Genomic DNA, 17,135 nt, shown 5'->3' on the forward strand with positions numbered 1-17,135 from the left:
GGAGTGAATCTAGCGAATAGACAGCCAACTTTGCAGCTGTTATCCTCAAATTGTCCGCTTGTTGGCTCTCTCGACAGGCATCTCTGACCCTTTTTACCAGATATCCCCCCCGGGACCTTCACTGGATATTGGAGTAGCGAATGAAGCGATTGACTCTATTTAGCTTTTTGTTTTTGGCCCTGACGGCTGTTTCGGCCCACGCTGCAGATGACGACAAGGGCTGGATCTCGCTGACCGACGGCAAGAGCATTGATGGTTGGAAGATCAATGAGAACGAGAAAGCTTGGAGCGTCAAAGATGGCGCGTTTGTCGCCAACGGCAGCCGTAGCCATTTGTTCTATGTCGGCAAAGAAAAGCCGTTCAAGAACTTCGTTTTGAATCTCAAAGTGATGACCAAGAACAACAGCAACGGCGGCGTTTACATTCATACCAAGTACCAGGACGAAAACTGGCCCAAGCATGGTTTTGAATGCCAAGTGAACAACAGCTACAACTCGGACCCGCGAAAAACCGCGAGTCTGTACGCCGTCAAAGACGTGCTGGAAGCTCCCGCTGGAGATGACAAGTACTTTGACTACACGATCGAAGTCAAAGACAAGACGGTCAAGTTGTACATCGATGGCAAGCTGGTCAATGAGTACGCCGAACCGGCCGACGCCAAAGCGGGCGACGATTTTACCCGCGTCTTTGGCGAAGGTACCTTTGCGCTGCAAGCGCATGACCCCGGTAGCACGGTCTATTACAAAGACATTCGTGTAAAACGCCTGCCCTAAGGTGCGGCGATCCCCACTTTCTAGAAGCCGTCAGCACCATGCTGGCGGCTTTTTTTGTCAAAACTAAGCGGTTTCTTTGCGGTTGCGTTCGACTTACAATGGTAGAAGTCTAAATAATCCGCCCCCAAGCCGGTCTTTCTGGAGTCTTTCGCGTGATTCGTTCGTTTTCGGTTTTCGCCATGCTGTTGGCGACCTGCTATTCGGCTCGGCTATCGGCAGCCGAAGCCAGTTATGACGTTGTCATCTACGGCGGCACTTCAGCGGCGATTGCTGCAGCTGTGCAAGTTAAGCGAATGGGCAAGTCGGTAGTTGTCGTTTCGCCAGACAAGCACCTGGGCGGACTGACCAGCGGTGGGCTAGGTTGGACCGACAGCGGCAACAAAGCGGCGATCGGCGGGATCTCGCGTGAGTTCTATCAACGCGTTCGGAAGCATTACGACGATCCGTCTGCTTGGCGTCAGCAGAAGCCAGAACAATACAGCCGCTACAACAAAAATGAAGACGCGATGTGGGTCTTTGAACCGCATGTCGCCGAACAAATCTTTGAAGACCTGGTCGCCGAGTACAAGATCCCGGTCGTCCGCGACGCGTGGCTCGATCGTGAAAACGGCGTCGTCATGAAAGATGGTAAGATCGTCTCGATCAAAACTCTGGATGGCAAGACCTACAGCGGCAAGGTCTTTATGGACACGACCTACGAAGGCGACTTGATGGCGGCCGCAGGCGTCTCGTACTTCGTCGGCCGTGAAGCGAATTCGGTCTATGACGAAACCATGGACGGAGTGCAAACGGCTCGTGCTAGATCGCATCAGTTTGAATACCCGGTCGATCCGTATGTGGTGAAGGGAGATCCCAGCAGCGGTTTGTTGCCCAAGATCTCGGCCGATCCGCCTGGCGTCGACGGTGAGGGAGACAAGAAGTTGCAAGCCTATTGCTTTCGCACTTGCTTGACCACCGCCAAGGAGAACATGGTTCCCTTTCCGAAGCCAGAAGGCTACGACCCGCACGACTACGCGCTGCTGGCCCGCTATTTGGCCGGCGGTTGGAAAGGGGTCTTCAACAAGTTTGACCCGGCGCCCAACTGGAAAACCGACGTCAACAATCACGGTGGTTTTTCGTTCGATAACATCGGGATGAACTACGACTATCCCGAAGCATCGTACGAGCGCCGCAAAGAAATCATTCAAGAGCACGAAGACTATCAGATTGGTCTGCTCTACTTTCTGTCGAACGACCCGAGCGTACCGGCCGACATTCAAACCAAGATGCAGAAGTGGGGCCTGTCGAAAGACGAGTTTGTGGACAACCACAACTGGCCGCATCAGCTTTACATTCGTGAAGCACGCCGGATGGTTGGGGACTTTGTCATGTCCGAACAGTATCTGACAGCGCAGAAACCGACTCCTGAGTCGATCGGGCTTGGCTCCTACAATATGGACTCACACAACACGCAGCGTTACGTCGACGACAAAGGGAACGTCCGCAACGAAGGGGATATTCAAGTCAGCCCCGGCGGCGCCTACCCAATCAGCTATCTCTCGATCGTACCCAAGCGGGACGAGTGCGAAAATTTGCTGGTGCCGGTTTGCGTTTCGTCTTCGCATATCGCCTACGGTTCGATCCGCATGGAGCCGGTTTTCATGATCCTGGGGCAATCGGCCGCAACGGCCGCCGTGCAAGCGATCGAAGGCGACATGGCTGTGCAAGACGTGAAGTATGACGAGTTGAGCGAGCGACTCTTGGCGGACGGTCAGGTGCTGGAGATGGCTCGCCAACCGAAACGTTCGACCGTAGTGCTACAAGCCAAAGACTTGCCCGGCACCGTGGTCGACGACGTCGACGCGCAGACCATCGGCACGTGGGGCGAAAGCAGCGTGGTGCAGCCGTACGTTGGCAGCGGTTATCGCTTTAACGATGTCGCCGCAAAATCCAAAGCGTCGATCGCGTTTACCACCAAGTTGAAGCCGGGCCGCTATGACGTCCGCGTCGCCTATTCGCCCAATCCCAATCGGGCCAGCAACGTCGCGGTGTTGATCGAGTCAGGCGACAAGTCGCACCCAGCCAAGCTGAACCAACGTAAAGAGCCGAAACTTGACAAGGCCTTCACGTCGATCGGCCAGTTTGATCTCGACGGCGAAACGACGGTGACGATCACCAACGACGGCGCCGATGGCTATGTGATCGCGGATGCAGTCTCGTTTGTGCCGGTAAAGTAAACGCTGAAACTTCAAAAGCAAACAATCAACAAAGCCGCGTCGAGTGATCTCGCGCGGCTTTAGTTTTGTGATCTCGTTTTGCACCAATGATCAAACTTGGGCGACGAAGAACCTTATCGTGAACTGAGTTGTTCAGAGGACAGAGGAAGCGTCGCGATGTCAAATCAGTCTGAATCTACGACTAAATTACGACTGGTCTCATTTGGCTCGGACGCGTCGCTATTCGCGTTGCCGGCATGCATGCTTACGATGCTGCTAGTGGTTGCTGGTATGGTGCTACTAGTGGTGGAATTGCAGACTGAAGCGTTGGTAGCGGAGCAGTTGTTGCAACTGCCCGGCGTCTGGCCATTGCTACTGTTTGTTTTTGGTTTAACAGCGATCAGTTGGCGGATTTGTTTTCTGCGGCAAACGCCCGCGATCTTTCTAGGGCAGGAAGGAATGAAAGTGGATTTGCGGGCCGCGAATGTACGATCACGATGGTTGTTCAGGCTGATGCCGCTAAGTCGATTTCGATTCGGGCTCATTCCGTGGGATCAAATGCGTAGCGTTGAGGCAATCGATAGAATTACGGAATACGACTACCAACATGGCTTGTGGGGCGGTTTGGTGCTAAAGGGAACCGTCTGGCGCATCTCGAAAAACGGTTTACCGACCGACGCCGCCCCGGTTAGCCAAATGTTGTCGATCTCGCCGATTCACTTCTCTTCGAGTCCTGCGAAGGTTGCCAAGCAGATTCAAGTCTATCTCGAGGATCCCAACCTGCGCCAATCGCTTCCCAGTTTGTTCAAGTCGTAGTACGCTACGAAGCAGGGGCGCCGCATACCACAACAGCGGCAGCCAACTGCGGAGGAGAGCCCTACATTGTCGATCTGGATTCGCGACTATAATCCCGGCCCTGAGCCGCAACCGTCTGACACCGGCATGACGCTGCGCGGTTGGTTGCTGCTAGGCATCGCGATCGTTGTTTCAATTATCTTGATCTGTCCCTCAGTGGATGCGTTCTACTTACCAATGATGCTGCTATTGGGCTGGATTCCTTTTCTGTCGCAGAACATGCTGCAGATGGAGACCAGCACCGCGCCGCTGCTGCTTTGGCTGGCATGCGTTGTGATGTTGCTGGTCGGCTTGCAGATCGGAATGAGTCGATGGTATTCCGGCGACCAAACGGGAAGACTTTAGGTAGAAGGGAATTTTCGCGTCTGGCGGTTTCGCTGGACCATGGCCGCGGTGCTCACGCTGCACGCCATGATTGGGGGTCCCATGGGAATGGCTGGCGCTTTCAATCAGGCGTACTGTATCACTCAGGAGCCATGGACGATTCCCAGTATGTACGGCCATGCGGAAGCGTCGCGTCGTGTGCAGTCCAGCAATAATTTAAGGAACCTGGGCCTAGCCGCCCACAATTATTTGGATATCAATCGACAATTTTCGCAAAGCACCTTCTCGTCACTGGGCCAACCCCAGCAAAGCTGGATCACGCATTTGCTACCGCAATTGGAGCAGAGCTATTTGTATGATCAGATCGACCTACAAAAGCCCTGGAACGATCCATCCCAGCAAGCGACGTTCGCTACGCGAATCCGAGAGCTAGAGAATCCTGGCATTCGGGATGAGCCGCCTGACGATCAACCGGCGCCGGCGCATTACGCCGCGAATCAGCATGTGATTGCTCCGCAGTTAGAGACGAAGTTTTCTAGCATCACGGACGGCACTTCCAATACGCTGTTTTTTGGTGAAGTGAACCAGCAGATTCCGGCGTGGGGCGATCCGGTCAATTGGCGCGATCTAGGCGTCGGCATCAATCGGCGGCCGGACGGATTTGGCTCGCCGTTTCGCGGCGGCGCTCAATTTACATTTGTCGATGGTTCGGTCCGGTTTCTCACCAACGACATTGACCCCACAGTGTTAAAAGCGCTCAGTACGCCGGCAGGCGGTGAAGAGCTTAATAGCGCAGACTGGTAACAAAGGCACAGCATGACCAGCGACGCACCTAAGTCAAACTATCAGCCGGCGCCTGAGTTCACGGAGAAGCGCTCATGGGGCTGCTGGATCTTTGCCGCCATCCTCGGCATGCTGGGCTTTTGTCTGTTTCCAGCAACTGGCGGTTTGGCTTGGCTGATCGAAGGGCCGTTCACGCTGGCGTTGGGCTGGATCATGTTTTTGGTTCACAACGTCCCGCAGATGCGGCCCGGCGGAGAGCAATTTGCGATCTGGTTGGTCGGCGTCGTGTTGCTGCTGATCGGCGGTCAGTGGGTTGGTACGCGGCTAGTGCAAGCTCGCCAGCGTCAGTCGTCGGAACAAGCAGGGGAAGCCGGTGGCGCCATTGCGAAGTGGCGATTTGGCTGGACTGTGCTATTGGTGCTGGTGGTTCACGCGATGTTTATCAGCGGGCTCGCGCTGACCGGCGTCTTGCAACAGACCTACTGGGTGGCGACATCGCCAGAGCCGCTGCTGAAAAGCAATTGGACGGCGCATCTTCGCTCTTCTTCCAGCTACAACCTGAAGCAACTCGGTTTTGCGAGCCACAACTATCACGATACGTTTGCTCAATTCCCCCAAAGCACGTTCTCGACCCATGGTCGGCCTTTGCATAGCTGGATCACGATGCTGTTGCCGTATATGGAGCTAGAGAAACTCTATGACTCGATCGATCTCGATAAGCCCTGGGATCATCCCGCGCAAGGTCAGGCGTTTGAGACGCGATTGGGCGTCGTCGAGAATCGCGGCATTCGTCAACAGCCGCCAGCAGATCAGCCAGCGCCGGCCCACTATGCGGCGAACCAGCATCTGATCGGTCCGCAGTTAACGACCAAGTTTGTCGATATGACGGACGGAACCTCAAATACGATTCTCTACGGAGAAGTAGTGACCCAGATCCCCGCGTGGGGCGAACCAACTAATTGGCGCGATCCGGCCGACGGCATCAATCAAACTTCGGATGGGTTTGGCTCTCCGTTTGAAGGAGGCGCCCAGTTCACCTTTGCCGATGGTTCAGTCCAATTTCTTCGTAATGACATCGATCCCGCCGTGCTAAAAGCACTCAGCACCCCGGCCGGTAGGGAGCCCGATCATGAGCGATATTAGTGCGCAGAGCATGAAGCGAAGAGAGGCCCAGCGCTGGTTGATCAACCTCGGTTGTATCGCCCTTTTTCTGCTGTTGACCTGCACCGGCAGTTGGCAGTTTATGGTGCTGCTCGCCTTCGGTTGGGCGCCGTACATATGGAACCACGTCTTGCGGGTGTCGCTTGATCGAGAGACGGTCTCTTTTTGGGTGCTGGGAGTCTTCATCTTGATGATCGGACTTCACATGTTATGCGTCTGGCTGGCGCAGCACCTAAATCGCCCAGAGACTGAGGAAGTTGCGGCGCCGGTGACTTGGCCGTTTCCAGCGACATTAAAAATCATGTTCGGCTTGTTGGCGCTGGTGACCGCCGGGATTGGCCTGATCGGCGTAACGCATCAGGTGACTTGGCTGGCGCATAAGCCGGGGATTTCGCTTGCGATGCCTCAATTCGGTCACGCCGAGGCGCTGCGATCGCAATCTCAAAACAATATAAAGCAAATCGGCTTGGCGGCGATCAGCTTTGAGTTGACAAAGCAAAAACTGCCACAAAGTACGTTCTCGCCCGTCGGTCGCCCGCTGCACAATTGGATTACGATCATGTTGCCGCAGCTGGAGCAGATGAGTCTTTACGATCAAATTGATTTCAGTAAGCCATGGGATGATTCCGCCCAAGGTCAAGTCTTCCACGAGAACTTGATGGTCTTGATGCGTCCCGGGGTCGCCATCGAAGAAGACGCTCACGGAAAACCTGTGACGCACTACGCCGCCAATCAGCATCTAATCGGATCGCAGCGCACAACACAGTTTAAAGATATCAAAGACGGCGCGTCCAATACGATATTCTTCGGCGAGATCAACGACCAGTTTCCTGCTTGGGGGCAGCCGCTGCGTGATCGTGATCCGGGGCTGGGTTTGAACGTACCTGGCGGATTTGGATCGCAGTGGAGAGACGATGTTATGTTTGGTTTGTTGGATGGTTCAGTGCGAAAAATCTCAACCAGCGTCGATCCCAAAGTCCTGCGGCAATTAGCGACGCCAGCCGGCGGCGAGCAAGTTCCGTCTGACGCCTGGTGAATGAACGAGTGCGTATTTCAATTCTTCTTATCACTCCAATATTCGATCAATCTCATGCACAGCCTTTCTCTCGACTTGGCGTTCGCGTTGTTCGGCGGCATGCCGATGGTAGTGTTGTCAGATCCGACGTCGCTGCGGTTTCAGGCGATCTCGTTTTTTCTGCTGTTGATCGTCCTCTCGTCGCTGGTGATTTGGGGCGCTTGGAATTGGCTGCGGCGTGACTTTACTTTTCTGCCCAAGCTCTCGTTTCGCGGCGCTGCCGGAATCACGATGCTGTGGGGGCTGTTGTTTGTGATCGTGCTGACGATGATCAGCGGCGCTCGCGAGTTAATGACGCCGGGGGCTTGGAAGCCCGATGGCCTAACCTATCAATTGAGCGACGAGGCAGCCGCCAAAGTCGAGAGTCCCGAGGTGCTCGCCCTCCGGCGCGAAGAAGAGATCAAGTTGTGGAGCATCGTGCTGAAGTACTACCAATCGCAGCACAACGGAAAGCCACCGGCTAGCCGAGCAGGACTCGCGACGGCAGCCGCTGATCTAGGAATGGCTGACCTGGCCGCCGGTCTCGATGAGAACTATTGGTACGATCCGACGGAAAACAAAACGTCGCCGATTCGCCTACGACAGATTGCTCCCAACAATCAAACATCATGGGGCGTGACCGCCGACGGAAGCGTCGTCGCGCTCGACGATTCGTTCTCTGCGGAGAGTGATAAAACTGCTACGCCAGAGCGGCCGTCTACCAGCGAACCGGACGATTCATAATCTCGTTTAAGATGATCACCTTGCGCATGTCGCTGGGGTTGCGGAACATCGCGGCCAGTTCGGCGGCGGCGGTGGCCGATTGGCGTTTGCCTTCCTCTTCTTCCATGTCGCCGAGATCGTAGTTGAACGCCTCGGGCTCGCGGGCTGGTTCGCGGGCCGCTTGCAGATAGGTTTCGACTTCGTCGGTATAGGCGTCGCCGTGCGAAGGGAGAGCCTCTTTGGGGGTCTCGACCTGATGACTGGGAAGTTGGTCATGTGCCGAGATCGGGGGAAGCGGTCGGACGATTTCGGCCTGGACCATCTCTCGCTCGGAAGCGTAAGCCGGCTGTGTTTCGCGCTGTGAATAATCACGCGGCGCCGCTTCGCCCTGTTTGTCTCGATTGGCGCGCTGCAAGAAGTCGGCGATTTCCGATTCGAGATCGTTGCCCCCTTGTTGTGTGCGGGGTTTGCGCGGCGGCTTCGGCGGAGGAGGAGCCTCTGGAGTCTGACCGCTATCGCGTTGCGTGGTGTTGCCGCCAAACATCTTGAGGATGGCAGGCCCCACCAGAAACAACAGCACGACTGCAATCTTTACGATCACGTCGAGATCGACGCCCAACAGCAGCGGAAGCTGAAACATGTCCATCCACCTTGTCCGATATTACTTGGTTGGATTGGAACCGGAGATCGCAATCGATTTACGCATGTCGGTATCTGCTTGGACGTTGCGTAGTGAGTAATAATCCATGATGCCCAGTCGGCCTGACTGAAACGCTTCGGCCATCGCCAGCGGCACTTCGGCTTCGGCTTCGACCAGCACTGCTTTGGCGTTTTCGATTTCGGCCATGTTCTCGCGTTCGGCGGCGACCGCCATGGCGCGTTTGCCTTCGGCGCGAGCACGTGCGACGCGGGTGTCGGCTTCGGCCTGGTCGGCGCTTAGCCGGGCTCCGATGTTTTCACCGACGTCGATATCGGCGATATCGATCGAGACAATCTCGAACGCCGTGTTATGGTCCAAGCGCCGTGCGAGCACGGTCTTAGAAATCATGTCGGGATTTTCGAGCACGATCGAGTGGGTTTCGGCCGAACCGATCGCGCTGACGATGCCTTCGCCGACGCGGCCGATGATCGTTTCTTCGGTGGCGCCGCCGATCAGTTTTTGCAGGTTGGCGCGAACGGTGACGCGGGCTTTTACCTTCAGCTGAATACCGTCTTTGGCGACGGCGTCTAGCGACGGCCGAGCCGAGCCGCGCGGCGGACAGTCGATCACTTTAGGATAAACGCTGGTTTGCACCGCTTCCAGAACGTCGCGTCCGGCGAGGTCAATCGCGGTTGCTTCGCGGAAGGTGAGTTGAATCGTTTTAGCTTTGTTAGCGGCGATCAACGCGCGAATCACCAGCGGCACGTTGCCGCCTGCTAAGAAGTGAGCTTCCAGCGCTTTGCTGGTGATGCCGGTGTTTTCACCCAGGCCGGCTTGCACGGCCATGATTTTGCTGCGAACGATCGTTTTGCAATTGACTTTGCGAAACGACATGCCGATCAAGTCCCACATTCCGACGCCGGCGCCGGTCCAGATCGACTGAATCCAAAGCCGAAAATAAAAGGCCACCACGCCGAAAAAGATCAGAAACAGAACGACGCCGACAAGCATCCCAAAGATGAGTAGATTGGTCATTAAATCGGCGAATAGCATTGGGTTTTCCTTCTCAGGCGCGAACGTCGGGGCATCTATCCGATCTCTTGTTTAATCTGGTGGGATAGCGCAAGTCAAGCGAATGGGTCCTCTAGCGAGTCAATTCCGAGCGACTCGAGCGACTGTGTGAAGGCATTTTCGGCCGAATCGTCGGCGGTCGCGGGGGGGCTAACCGATTGATCTTCGGCTCGCACCACCACAATCCGGGTCCCGTCGACTTCGACCACTTCGACCTGTTCGCCGGACTCGATGGCGCCCGATTCGCTGACCACGTTCCAGCTTTCTCCCTCAATATCGGCGTATCCGCCTGGCAGTAGCGGGCAAGTTGCAATCCCCAGTTTGCCGATCAGTTGGGCGAAATGCTGTTTTTCGGCCTCTTCTTCTTCTGTATTGGCAGGCGTATTCAGCAGCACGAGCTTACCAATCGGGGTATGCGGCCAAAACTTGACTGCTAATCCAAAGATCACCGGCATCGCGATCACCGCGGCTCCCAGGAACAGGGTTCCGGTCGCCAGGCCGCAGTAGTAATAGGCCCAACCGATCGAGCCGAGCATGGTTAAAAAGGCAAGAATCCCCAAAATGCCTGCCGAGGGAAGCAGGAACTCAAAAAAAATCAGCGCCAAAGCGATCGCCATCAGGATCAGCGCAAAATAAATCGGCGGCATCGTTGTTTTCCTGCAAATTTTAGCGCGATCCGCTTTGCGGTTATTTCAGCCGTACCAGGAGATAGTTTCCGCGTGCCGACAGTGCGACCAATTCGGCGCCGCGCGGTGCAAAACCAGATTCGCAGGTGACATTGACCAGTTCACGGCCAAATTTCGCCTTGCCGCCGGGAACCAGTTGCGATTGCGCCACGCCGGTTTGTCCCACCAAGTGGGACAGGTCGACGATCATTTCACGACGATTTTGTTCTTCCGCTGATTCTTCGTCCGGCGGTTGCAACATCGTATCACGTAAGTAGGGGATATGCGGCACAATATGTTTAGCGAACATTAATGCCGCGACCATCCCTGCAATCACGATAAAGATGTTGGCTAGCGAGTAAGGAACCTGAGCAAGTTGATAGTCGGTCTGGGGCCAAATAAAGGTTTGACTGGCCAAGACGATCGACCCCAAGATCATCGCGCCACCACCGAGGCCAAAAATGCCAAAGCCTGGCAGCACAAAAATCTCGATCGCGACAAAGCCGAGACCGCCGACAAACAGCAGCACTTCCAACCACCCGGCCGTTCCGCTCAGAAACTGGCTCCAAAAGTAAAACCCAAAACAGATCGCCGACATAAAGCCGAAGATACCGATGCCGGGCGCCTGCATCTCCATGATTAGTGCCGAGATGCCGATGAACATAAAGAACCAAGCCAAGCCAGGATGGGCCAGCGCGTCAATCAATTGATGCGCCCAGGTCCGGATCGGAGTCGAGATCTCGCCGGTCACGCCATAGCGTCGCGCGACGTCAGTCGCATCAGCGGCGATCGCGTCGGCCAGGCGCAAGTCAAAAGCCTGACCGCCGGTCAGCTCGAGCGGTTGTCCCGGAATCGTCAGCACATCGGTCTGCTCCCATTGATCAGGAGCAATTTGCTGTTGCAATTCTTCAGCGCAGAAGAGAGCGGTGAGCCCTGATTGCTTGTGACGATAGTTGGCGACTTCCAACTGCGGATCGCACATCGCGGCCCAGGCCGACCAGCGCCGTTGCTTCTTTTCGCCAACTTGAATCAGAAAGTTGCGAACGTCGATTGTTCCTTGTTCGCTGTATTGATAGGCGCCGGCGCCGCCGATAATCGCGTCGGTTGCAACCACAATTTCATCACATGCAAACGCGACAATCGCCGCATTGCCGGCGGCGCGTTGCTTGATCAACGCCACCGTCCGGACTGCGGCTGGTTGCTTCAGCAAAAAGTTCATCAGCGATTCGATCGCCACCGGATCGCCGCCGGGCGAATCGATCTCGACCAGCACCAGATTCACCTTGTCGCTGACTTCACTTTGAATCATCCGCATCAGCTGTTGAACTTGATTGTTGGTGACCCCGCCGCTTAGTTTGACTTGCGTCGCTTTCCAATCACGTTCTAGCGAATAGTCAAGCTGCAGATCGACGTCAGGCACTTCCAACTGCTGCGCCAATTGCTGTCGCGAATCGGCCAGATGGCTGATCAGTTGGTACTTCAGACGGAGATCGCGTCCGGTGAAGATGGCTAGTTCGCCGGCGGAGACAATCTTTTCGCTCTTGGCGACTTCACCCGCTTTTTTCATCGCCTCATATTTCTCACCCGTGACAAACTGCCGATCGTTGACGCGAAAGAGCTGCGTCGCACGATCAAGCATGCTAAGCGCCATCGCTGGGGGAAGCGAGTTCCGAAAGCCGGCGATCTCTTCGTAAGCTTTTTTCATCGTCTCCGAGATCGACTTCTCTTGGATGCCGGCGTCACCGAGCTGCGCCTCTGGAGCCATGATGATTTGTTCGCAGGCCAGCGGCAGCAGGACCGCATGTCCGGTGACCGACTCAGGAAGGTAGGCGACAGTGCGCACGCGACTCATTTCAGTCGAAGTCAAAAAACGGGCCAGTGCGAGACAGCGCTCAAATTGGCTCGCGTCGGCCGAACCGCCGCGGCCAGGTCGAATTTCTAAGATCAGCACCGGGCGCGGCTCGACCATCGGCAGCGCTTGCAAGGCGCGCTCGATGCTTTGTTGAATCGCGACGTCGGACGAACCGGCGATCGGCAACGAAACGCGAACGCGCGCCGCTTGCCGCGGCGTCTCTTCCTGAGCACGCACCGGACTGCACCACAGGCCAGCGACCAAGACAAGCAAGATCGAAAGCAGAGGTCGCTGACTGGGGGCTCGTAGGTGCATCGAGAGTTTCCGGAAGGTGGTTTCGCTCCGCAGTTGCCGAGCTCAAAAATTGAACTCGCCAAAAAGAGTTCGTCGCCAGACTCTTCAGCTTGCCGATAATTCAGCTACCGAATTATAGAACGTTGCAATTCGCTGGCCAACAAACCTGTCGCAATCGTTGCAAGCTGCGAAAATAGGAGAACCGGGGCGGCGGCGAAGTTCAAGCAGATCCCGGGGATTTTGGCTGCGAAAGATCGGGGCCAGCCAGCTCCGCTCAGACCAGATTCACATCCAGAATCTGAAATTTAAGGCCAGGCATCGTCGCACCCCCATTGTGGAACTGGACCCCTTGATAGACGTAACGCTGCATCAGGACATGGGTGTGGCCAAAATAGACGTCAGTCAGTCCACTTTCGACGCCGTGACCGACTGATTCTAGATACGAGAGGATCCGCCGCGCCACGAGACGTTTGGGATTGATCGCGACGCTAATCGCTTTGTGCAAACGAGCTTTGACCGCCAGGCTGTAAAGCTGGTGATGATAGGCGGGCCGGCAGCGCGGCTCTTTTTTGGTTGCCCGAGCGGCAATCAGGCCGGCGGCGTCCATGTGACGATTGGCGACATCGCCGTGCAGCATTAGCACGTCGCCGATTCGCAAATAAAAGGGTTCCCACGCCAGGTTCGAGAGAGAAGCGGAGAGCTCGTCGAGTCGATTGACGAACAACGGGAGACAATCATGATTTCCTAGCAGATAGTGAAATTGGCAATCGGGATGCGCCGTGACAAAACGGTGCAGCCAGCCGATCGCCGCGTCAACCGTCGCTTCGACCGAGGGGAGCGTCGACCAGTCGAAGTCGAAGATGTCTCCCCCCAAGACGAACGTCGAGCCGGTGGAGGCACGCTTGTTGAACGCCTCCTCGTATTGCGACGCATTGGAGCGTGCGGAAAAGAGATGCAGGTCAGAAACGAAATAATGCACGGCTGCGTAGTTCCTGGCGAAGCTCGACGGGGGCCGAAGGGTGGGAGGTTAGCCGAATTTCAATAGGCGGATCTCGCCCTGTTTCTTTTATACGCTGGTAGCCGGCAGAGGGCGAAAAAATTTTACTCTGCCGCGGGAATGGCTTTGTCCCCGGTGCGTGGAGTCGGCAATTCGATCGTCCGCAATTCTTTGTAGGCAATCGCAATTCCGATACAGATCATCACCAGGAACACTGCCAGAGACGACCAGAAGATCGCTCGTCGCCGAGTTTTACGTCGCGCAATGCCTTGTGCGGCGCGATCGGCCAAGGGGTCTTTGACCGGAATTTCTACATCGTCCCCCAGATTGCGTGACAGGGGAGGAGCGCCGCGAAACGTTTTTGCGCCCGGCGTCGCTGCGCCAGACGAGATCTGCGTGACTTCACCACATTTCGGACATCGCACCATTTTGTCGACCAAGCGATCCTTGGTCTCAAAAGAGGTGTGGCAGTTCGAACAGGTCGCAACGAGCGGCATCGCAGCGATCCTTTCGAAAGAGGAATAAGGGGGAGAAGCGGAAAACGCGGGATGACAAATTTAAGGGCCCGCTAGGTCAACTCTCTTATTCTTCCGTCGAGTTGGATCGACCGCAATATCGGCTTGCAGAGGGATGCCGTCGTTTATGGTTTGCGGGGTTCGCCAAATTTCAAATCGTCGACAGTAAAAGAATCAAAAAAGTCGTCTACCCCGTCGCGATAAACTTCTCCTGACCAGATCAGCAAAAACATCCGTTGTTGAATGAAGAGGAGCAGTACGCGGGTTTCGCCTGGCTGATCGCGCTGGATATCGGTCGCCAGATGGTATTCGACGGCATAATGGTTTCCCAGCATATGCCGACGAATCGACGTAATCGCGGGGCTCGGATCGGCTAGTTCCGGCTGTTCAAAAGCTTGCCAATGTTCCGCAAGCGGTTTGGCGCCTGCCGGAGGTTTGGCGACCGGAATCGAATCCGAGTAGTAGAGACTGAAAATTTCGGATTTGCCGACCAACTGTGCGCCACGGACGACGACGCCAGCGCGATTGGTAGCCGGTACATCGGCATAAGGGAGTGGAAAGCGAGCGCTGATGCGACCGCTGGGATCGACGAATTTACGAATCGGGCCCGACGTAGGAGTAAACGAATTGCTTGGTTCAAATTCGCGAGAGCCGCTGAGTGCGATGAAGACTGCGACAAACAGTAAGACGAGCGCCAAGCCTCCGCCGCCGCCGAACACGAGCAGCTTCCATTGCGGATTCGAGTCAAAAGCAGAGATGCCGCCCAGCGGTCGGACCGGCGCTGCCGCCGGTTGGGCTGAAGCGGTCGGCCCCAGGTTGAGCGACCGACCAGAGGACGAACCACGCGGCGCTTCCTCAATGACTTCAACATCTGAAATGATCTCAGGTGGAAGATCATCGGCGAGCGATTTCGAGGAAGCGGACGACTTAACCGGCGCTAGCACCGGCGCTTCGTCAATAAAATCATCATCCGAGAGTTCGACGACTTCCTCGTCCATCCGCTCGATCACCAAATCTTCGAAGCCGAGTTCGATCACCTCTTCGACCGGTTTGGTCGGCGGCTGAAGCGGTGACGGCGCTGCGCTCTCGCGGGTTGGCGGCGTATAAACGCGCGCCGACAGGTCTGCATCGCTGGGTGGTTGATCCAGCAGCGAGTCATCCAAGTCATCGTCCCAAACCGGCATTACCACATTGCCGGCCACTTGCGGCGATGGCGTCGGAGCAGCCGCAGCCGCAGTCACAGTCCTGGGGGGGAGTGCTGCGGCTTGATGTTTGGCCGTGGTCAAAATGATCGGCGGTAAAATTTCCCAGGCTGCGGTGATCGTTGGATGCAAGACGATCGGCTGCTCCGGTGGAGGAGTCGAGTGCGGCGGCGCGGTTGGTGCAGGGGGCGAAGGTTGAGTTGGTTGGGCCGGTACCGGTTGGGACGTAGATACTGGAGCCGCTTGGGCGGCCGGCAAAGCAGGCGCGGGAGGTTTAGACTCTGGCTTGGGTGGTGAAGCGGGCGCAGCTGAAGTTGAAGGGGAGGCAGCGGCGGCTGGTGGCGAATCGAGTGGTTTCTCGGGGGCGGCAATCTCCTTCCACGAGCGCGCCGGCGTTGGGGAAAGAGGAGTAGACGCGGGGGGAGAAGAGCTCGACTTTAAAGAGTCGGGCTTGGCGGCCTGTTTTGCGGGGGGCTGCGCGGCGGGTTTTGCCGGGGATTGCGCAGCTGGTTTGGCAGGTCGTGCGACCGGCAAATCTTCGTCCAGCTCTTGTTTAATTTTCCGAGTTTTATCCCGCTCGGCTTGCGCTTTCTTTTTTGCCTGGACGACGACATCGCCGATGCGAAACGGGACTTTACATTTCGGACAGCGCACGTTTTTGCCGACAAGATGATCTTGCGCGGCGAACTTCGCCTGGCAGTGCGGACAAGCGGCAATAAAACTCACAGACGGCTCATGCTGGCAGGGAGTCGGATGTGACGAGGAATCATCGACATGGATGGATACCTCGATTTTCGTTCGACAGAGCCTCCCCTGCAAGCACTAATCCTCTCTACCGCGGAAGAAGCACGCGTGCAATCCGTTCGCGCTCCATTTCGTCCAGTGAAAACGGAGTCGATAAAATCGGATGATTCTGGTCTGCGCGGATTTGCAGCGCATAACCGTCTCCTTCGGGTGCATTGACGGGCATCGAGAAGCTGCCGTCCGCGCGAGTCCGAAAGAAATTTTCAACCGACCAAGGGCCGATTAAGTCGATGGCGGCCCCCGCGATCGGTGATCCGTCACGATCGACAACGATTCCGCGAATCACAAATTGGTCAGGACTGCGACGATCGGCCTGTTTCATTGCAGAGACGAGCGCTTGCAATTGAAGGGGATCTTCGCACTGGATCATTACCCGGTCGTTGTCAAAATCGACTTGAAGCGGGGCATTGGGAGCAACCTCGGATTCGGCTTGCTGATAAAGACGCCGGACATCGACATAGTTCGCGGTATAGGCGGCGGTTGGAGTCTCGGCGTCGGCGGCGATCTCGACATCTCCCAGCAATCGTTGAGCTTGGGTCGAATCGACCTGGAGCCAGCCGAGTTGGGCGCGGTCGTAGTAGCGCCAATGCGTGAGGTAGGCCAGCGGCAAGCTGAGGACTGCAATCAACAGCAGCAATGCGCGCAGCGAGATCCGCGGGCTGAGGCTAAGCCGGGGGAGATAGAGCGTCGCGGCGCCGGCCGCTGCTCCGAGCAGCAAAATAAGGAGGACTTGAAAGGCCATATTGGTGGTGAGAGTGCGTTGGCGGGGGAAACAGCGGACTTACCTGATATTAACAGTAGCGCACCGGTCTGCCGGGGGCAATCTGCCGCGTATCCTGCTGGCGCTGCTGTCAGCGGTGCTATTCGCCGATTTTTCGCGAAGATCCGAACGATTTCCTCATGTTTCGCGTATGATGACAAAGCTGGGAGCAAAGCCCTTTCTAGGATCGGTTCAAGACGTACCGCTGCGCCAGGATGCGCAACCGACCATTCGTGACTATCGCCGAGAACGGCGGCAAGCGTCACCACCTGAACGCTGAGTTCAGCTGGTGCTGATTATGCCGAATAAATCCGCTCGGATTCTTGTCGGTTTTTTTGACCAGGGCGAAATCGTGACCTAAGCTTTCGCGGGTCGAGACTCAGGGCCCAAATCTTAGGTCGGTTAACGTCGCGCAAGCGGCGATTTCCCCAGATCGCCTCGCCGGGCGATTGGCCCCAAAACACGAT

The 17,135-nt window shown here is 56.3% G+C and carries 16 protein-coding genes; 8 read left to right on the forward strand and 8 right to left on the reverse strand.

Annotated elements, in window-relative coordinates; translation table 11 throughout:
* Positions 1-140 precede the first annotated feature (140 nt).
* From SH421x_RS01155 to SH421x_RS01190, 8 genes are all read left to right on the forward strand, one after another.
* Complete coding sequence (locus SH421x_RS01155; RefSeq protein WP_488853467.1) at positions 141-773, forward strand: 3-keto-disaccharide hydrolase; 633 nt, start codon at positions 141-143, stop codon at positions 771-773.
* A 152-nt stretch (positions 774-925) separates the two neighbouring features.
* Positions 926-2,989 carry an FAD-dependent oxidoreductase gene (locus SH421x_RS01160; protein WP_488853468.1) on the forward strand — a complete coding sequence of 688 codons (2,064 nt, stop codon included), beginning with the start codon at positions 926-928 and terminating at the stop codon, positions 2,987-2,989.
* A gap of 156 nt (positions 2,990-3,145) precedes the next feature.
* Positions 3,146-3,784: a hypothetical protein gene (locus SH421x_RS01165; RefSeq protein ID WP_488853469.1), complete on the forward strand. Its 639-nt coding sequence runs from the start codon at positions 3,146-3,148 to the stop codon at positions 3,782-3,784.
* Between the two features lie 66 nt (positions 3,785-3,850).
* Positions 3,851-4,168 (forward strand): hypothetical protein, encoded by a 318-nt coding sequence (locus SH421x_RS01170; protein WP_488853470.1) that lies wholly within the window; start codon positions 3,851-3,853, stop codon positions 4,166-4,168.
* A 39-nt stretch (positions 4,169-4,207) separates the two neighbouring features.
* Positions 4,208-4,951: a DUF1559 family PulG-like putative transporter gene (locus tag SH421x_RS01175; protein ID WP_488853471.1), complete on the forward strand. Its 744-nt coding sequence runs from the start codon at positions 4,208-4,210 to the stop codon at positions 4,949-4,951.
* Positions 4,952-4,963: 12 nt separating this feature from the next.
* The gene (locus SH421x_RS01180; protein ID WP_488853472.1) at positions 4,964-6,073 is read left to right on the forward strand and encodes a DUF1559 family PulG-like putative transporter; all 1,110 of its coding nucleotides are present in this window, start codon (positions 4,964-4,966) and stop codon (positions 6,071-6,073) included.
* Positions 6,060-7,127 carry a DUF1559 family PulG-like putative transporter gene (locus SH421x_RS01185; protein ID WP_488853473.1) on the forward strand — a complete coding sequence of 356 codons (1,068 nt, stop codon included), beginning with the start codon at positions 6,060-6,062 and terminating at the stop codon, positions 7,125-7,127. The genes SH421x_RS01180 and SH421x_RS01185 overlap by 14 nt, the downstream gene beginning before the upstream one ends.
* Positions 7,128-7,181: 54 nt before the next feature.
* A complete protein-coding gene (locus SH421x_RS01190; protein ID WP_488853474.1) occupies positions 7,182-7,889 on the forward strand; it encodes a hypothetical protein in 708 nt (235 codons plus the stop codon).
* On the opposite strand, the gene SH421x_RS01195 is transcribed toward SH421x_RS01190, so the two are convergent.
* The 8 genes from SH421x_RS01195 to SH421x_RS01230 form a co-directional block, all read right to left on the reverse strand.
* The gene (locus SH421x_RS01195) at positions 7,864-8,508 is read right to left on the reverse strand and encodes a hypothetical protein (protein ID WP_488853475.1); all 645 of its coding nucleotides are present in this window, start codon (positions 8,506-8,508) and stop codon (positions 7,864-7,866) included. The two genes, SH421x_RS01190 and SH421x_RS01195, sit on opposite strands and share 26 nt — an antisense overlap.
* A gap of 21 nt (positions 8,509-8,529) precedes the next feature.
* Positions 8,530-9,561 (reverse strand): flotillin-like protein FloA, encoded by a 1,032-nt coding sequence (gene floA / locus SH421x_RS01200; protein ID WP_488853476.1) that lies wholly within the window; start codon positions 9,559-9,561, stop codon positions 8,530-8,532.
* A gap of 74 nt (positions 9,562-9,635) precedes the next feature.
* Positions 9,636-10,226 (reverse strand): NfeD family protein, encoded by a 591-nt coding sequence (locus tag SH421x_RS01205; RefSeq protein ID WP_488853477.1) that lies wholly within the window; start codon positions 10,224-10,226, stop codon positions 9,636-9,638.
* Positions 10,227-10,266: 40 nt separating this feature from the next.
* Positions 10,267-12,411 carry a hypothetical protein gene (locus SH421x_RS01210; protein WP_488853478.1) on the reverse strand — a complete coding sequence of 715 codons (2,145 nt, stop codon included), beginning with the start codon at positions 12,409-12,411 and terminating at the stop codon, positions 10,267-10,269.
* Positions 12,412-12,664: 253 nt separating this feature from the next.
* A complete protein-coding gene (locus tag SH421x_RS01215; protein ID WP_488853479.1) occupies positions 12,665-13,369 on the reverse strand; it encodes a metallophosphoesterase in 705 nt (234 codons plus the stop codon).
* A 122-nt stretch (positions 13,370-13,491) separates the two neighbouring features.
* On the reverse strand, positions 13,492-13,884 hold the full coding sequence (locus SH421x_RS01220) for a zinc ribbon domain-containing protein (protein ID WP_488853480.1): 393 nt from the start codon (positions 13,882-13,884) through the stop codon (positions 13,492-13,494).
* Between the two features lie 143 nt (positions 13,885-14,027).
* Positions 14,028-15,830 carry an MJ0042-type zinc finger domain-containing protein gene (locus SH421x_RS01225; protein WP_488853481.1) on the reverse strand — a complete coding sequence of 601 codons (1,803 nt, stop codon included), beginning with the start codon at positions 15,828-15,830 and terminating at the stop codon, positions 14,028-14,030.
* A 106-nt stretch (positions 15,831-15,936) separates the two neighbouring features.
* A complete protein-coding gene (locus tag SH421x_RS01230; protein ID WP_488853482.1) occupies positions 15,937-16,650 on the reverse strand; it encodes a carboxypeptidase-like regulatory domain-containing protein in 714 nt (237 codons plus the stop codon).
* Positions 16,651-17,135: the final 485 nt, after the last annotated feature.

The sequence above is a fragment of the Blastopirellula sp. SH421 genome, from assembly GCF_057808535.1.

Excerpts from the sequence above, each read along its gene's own strand:
- SH421x_RS01205 (WP_488853477.1), bottom strand. The coding sequence starts at position 10,226 with ATGCCGCCGATTTATTTTGCGCTGATCCTGATGGCGATCGCTTTGGCG.
- SH421x_RS01175 (WP_488853471.1), top strand. The coding sequence starts at position 4,208 with ATGGCCGCGGTGCTCACGCTGCACGCCATGATTGGGGGTCCCATGGGA.
- SH421x_RS01155 (WP_488853467.1), top strand. The coding sequence starts at position 141 with ATGAAGCGATTGACTCTATTTAGCTTTTTGTTTTTGGCCCTGACGGCT.
- SH421x_RS01195 (WP_488853475.1), bottom strand. The coding sequence starts at position 8,508 with ATGTTTCAGCTTCCGCTGCTGTTGGGCGTCGATCTCGACGTGATCGTA.
- SH421x_RS01190 (WP_488853474.1), top strand. The coding sequence starts at position 7,182 with ATGCACAGCCTTTCTCTCGACTTGGCGTTCGCGTTGTTCGGCGGCATG.
- SH421x_RS01220 (WP_488853480.1), bottom strand. The coding sequence starts at position 13,884 with ATGCCGCTCGTTGCGACCTGTTCGAACTGCCACACCTCTTTTGAGACC.
- SH421x_RS01210 (WP_488853478.1), bottom strand. The coding sequence starts at position 12,411 with ATGCACCTACGAGCCCCCAGTCAGCGACCTCTGCTTTCGATCTTGCTT.
- floA (WP_488853476.1), bottom strand. The coding sequence starts at position 9,561 with ATGCTATTCGCCGATTTAATGACCAATCTACTCATCTTTGGGATGCTT.
- SH421x_RS01180 (WP_488853472.1), top strand. The coding sequence starts at position 4,964 with ATGACCAGCGACGCACCTAAGTCAAACTATCAGCCGGCGCCTGAGTTC.
- SH421x_RS01230 (WP_488853482.1), bottom strand. The coding sequence starts at position 16,650 with ATGGCCTTTCAAGTCCTCCTTATTTTGCTGCTCGGAGCAGCGGCCGGC.
- SH421x_RS01165 (WP_488853469.1), top strand. The coding sequence starts at position 3,146 with ATGTCAAATCAGTCTGAATCTACGACTAAATTACGACTGGTCTCATTT.
- SH421x_RS01185 (WP_488853473.1), top strand. The coding sequence starts at position 6,060 with ATGAGCGATATTAGTGCGCAGAGCATGAAGCGAAGAGAGGCCCAGCGC.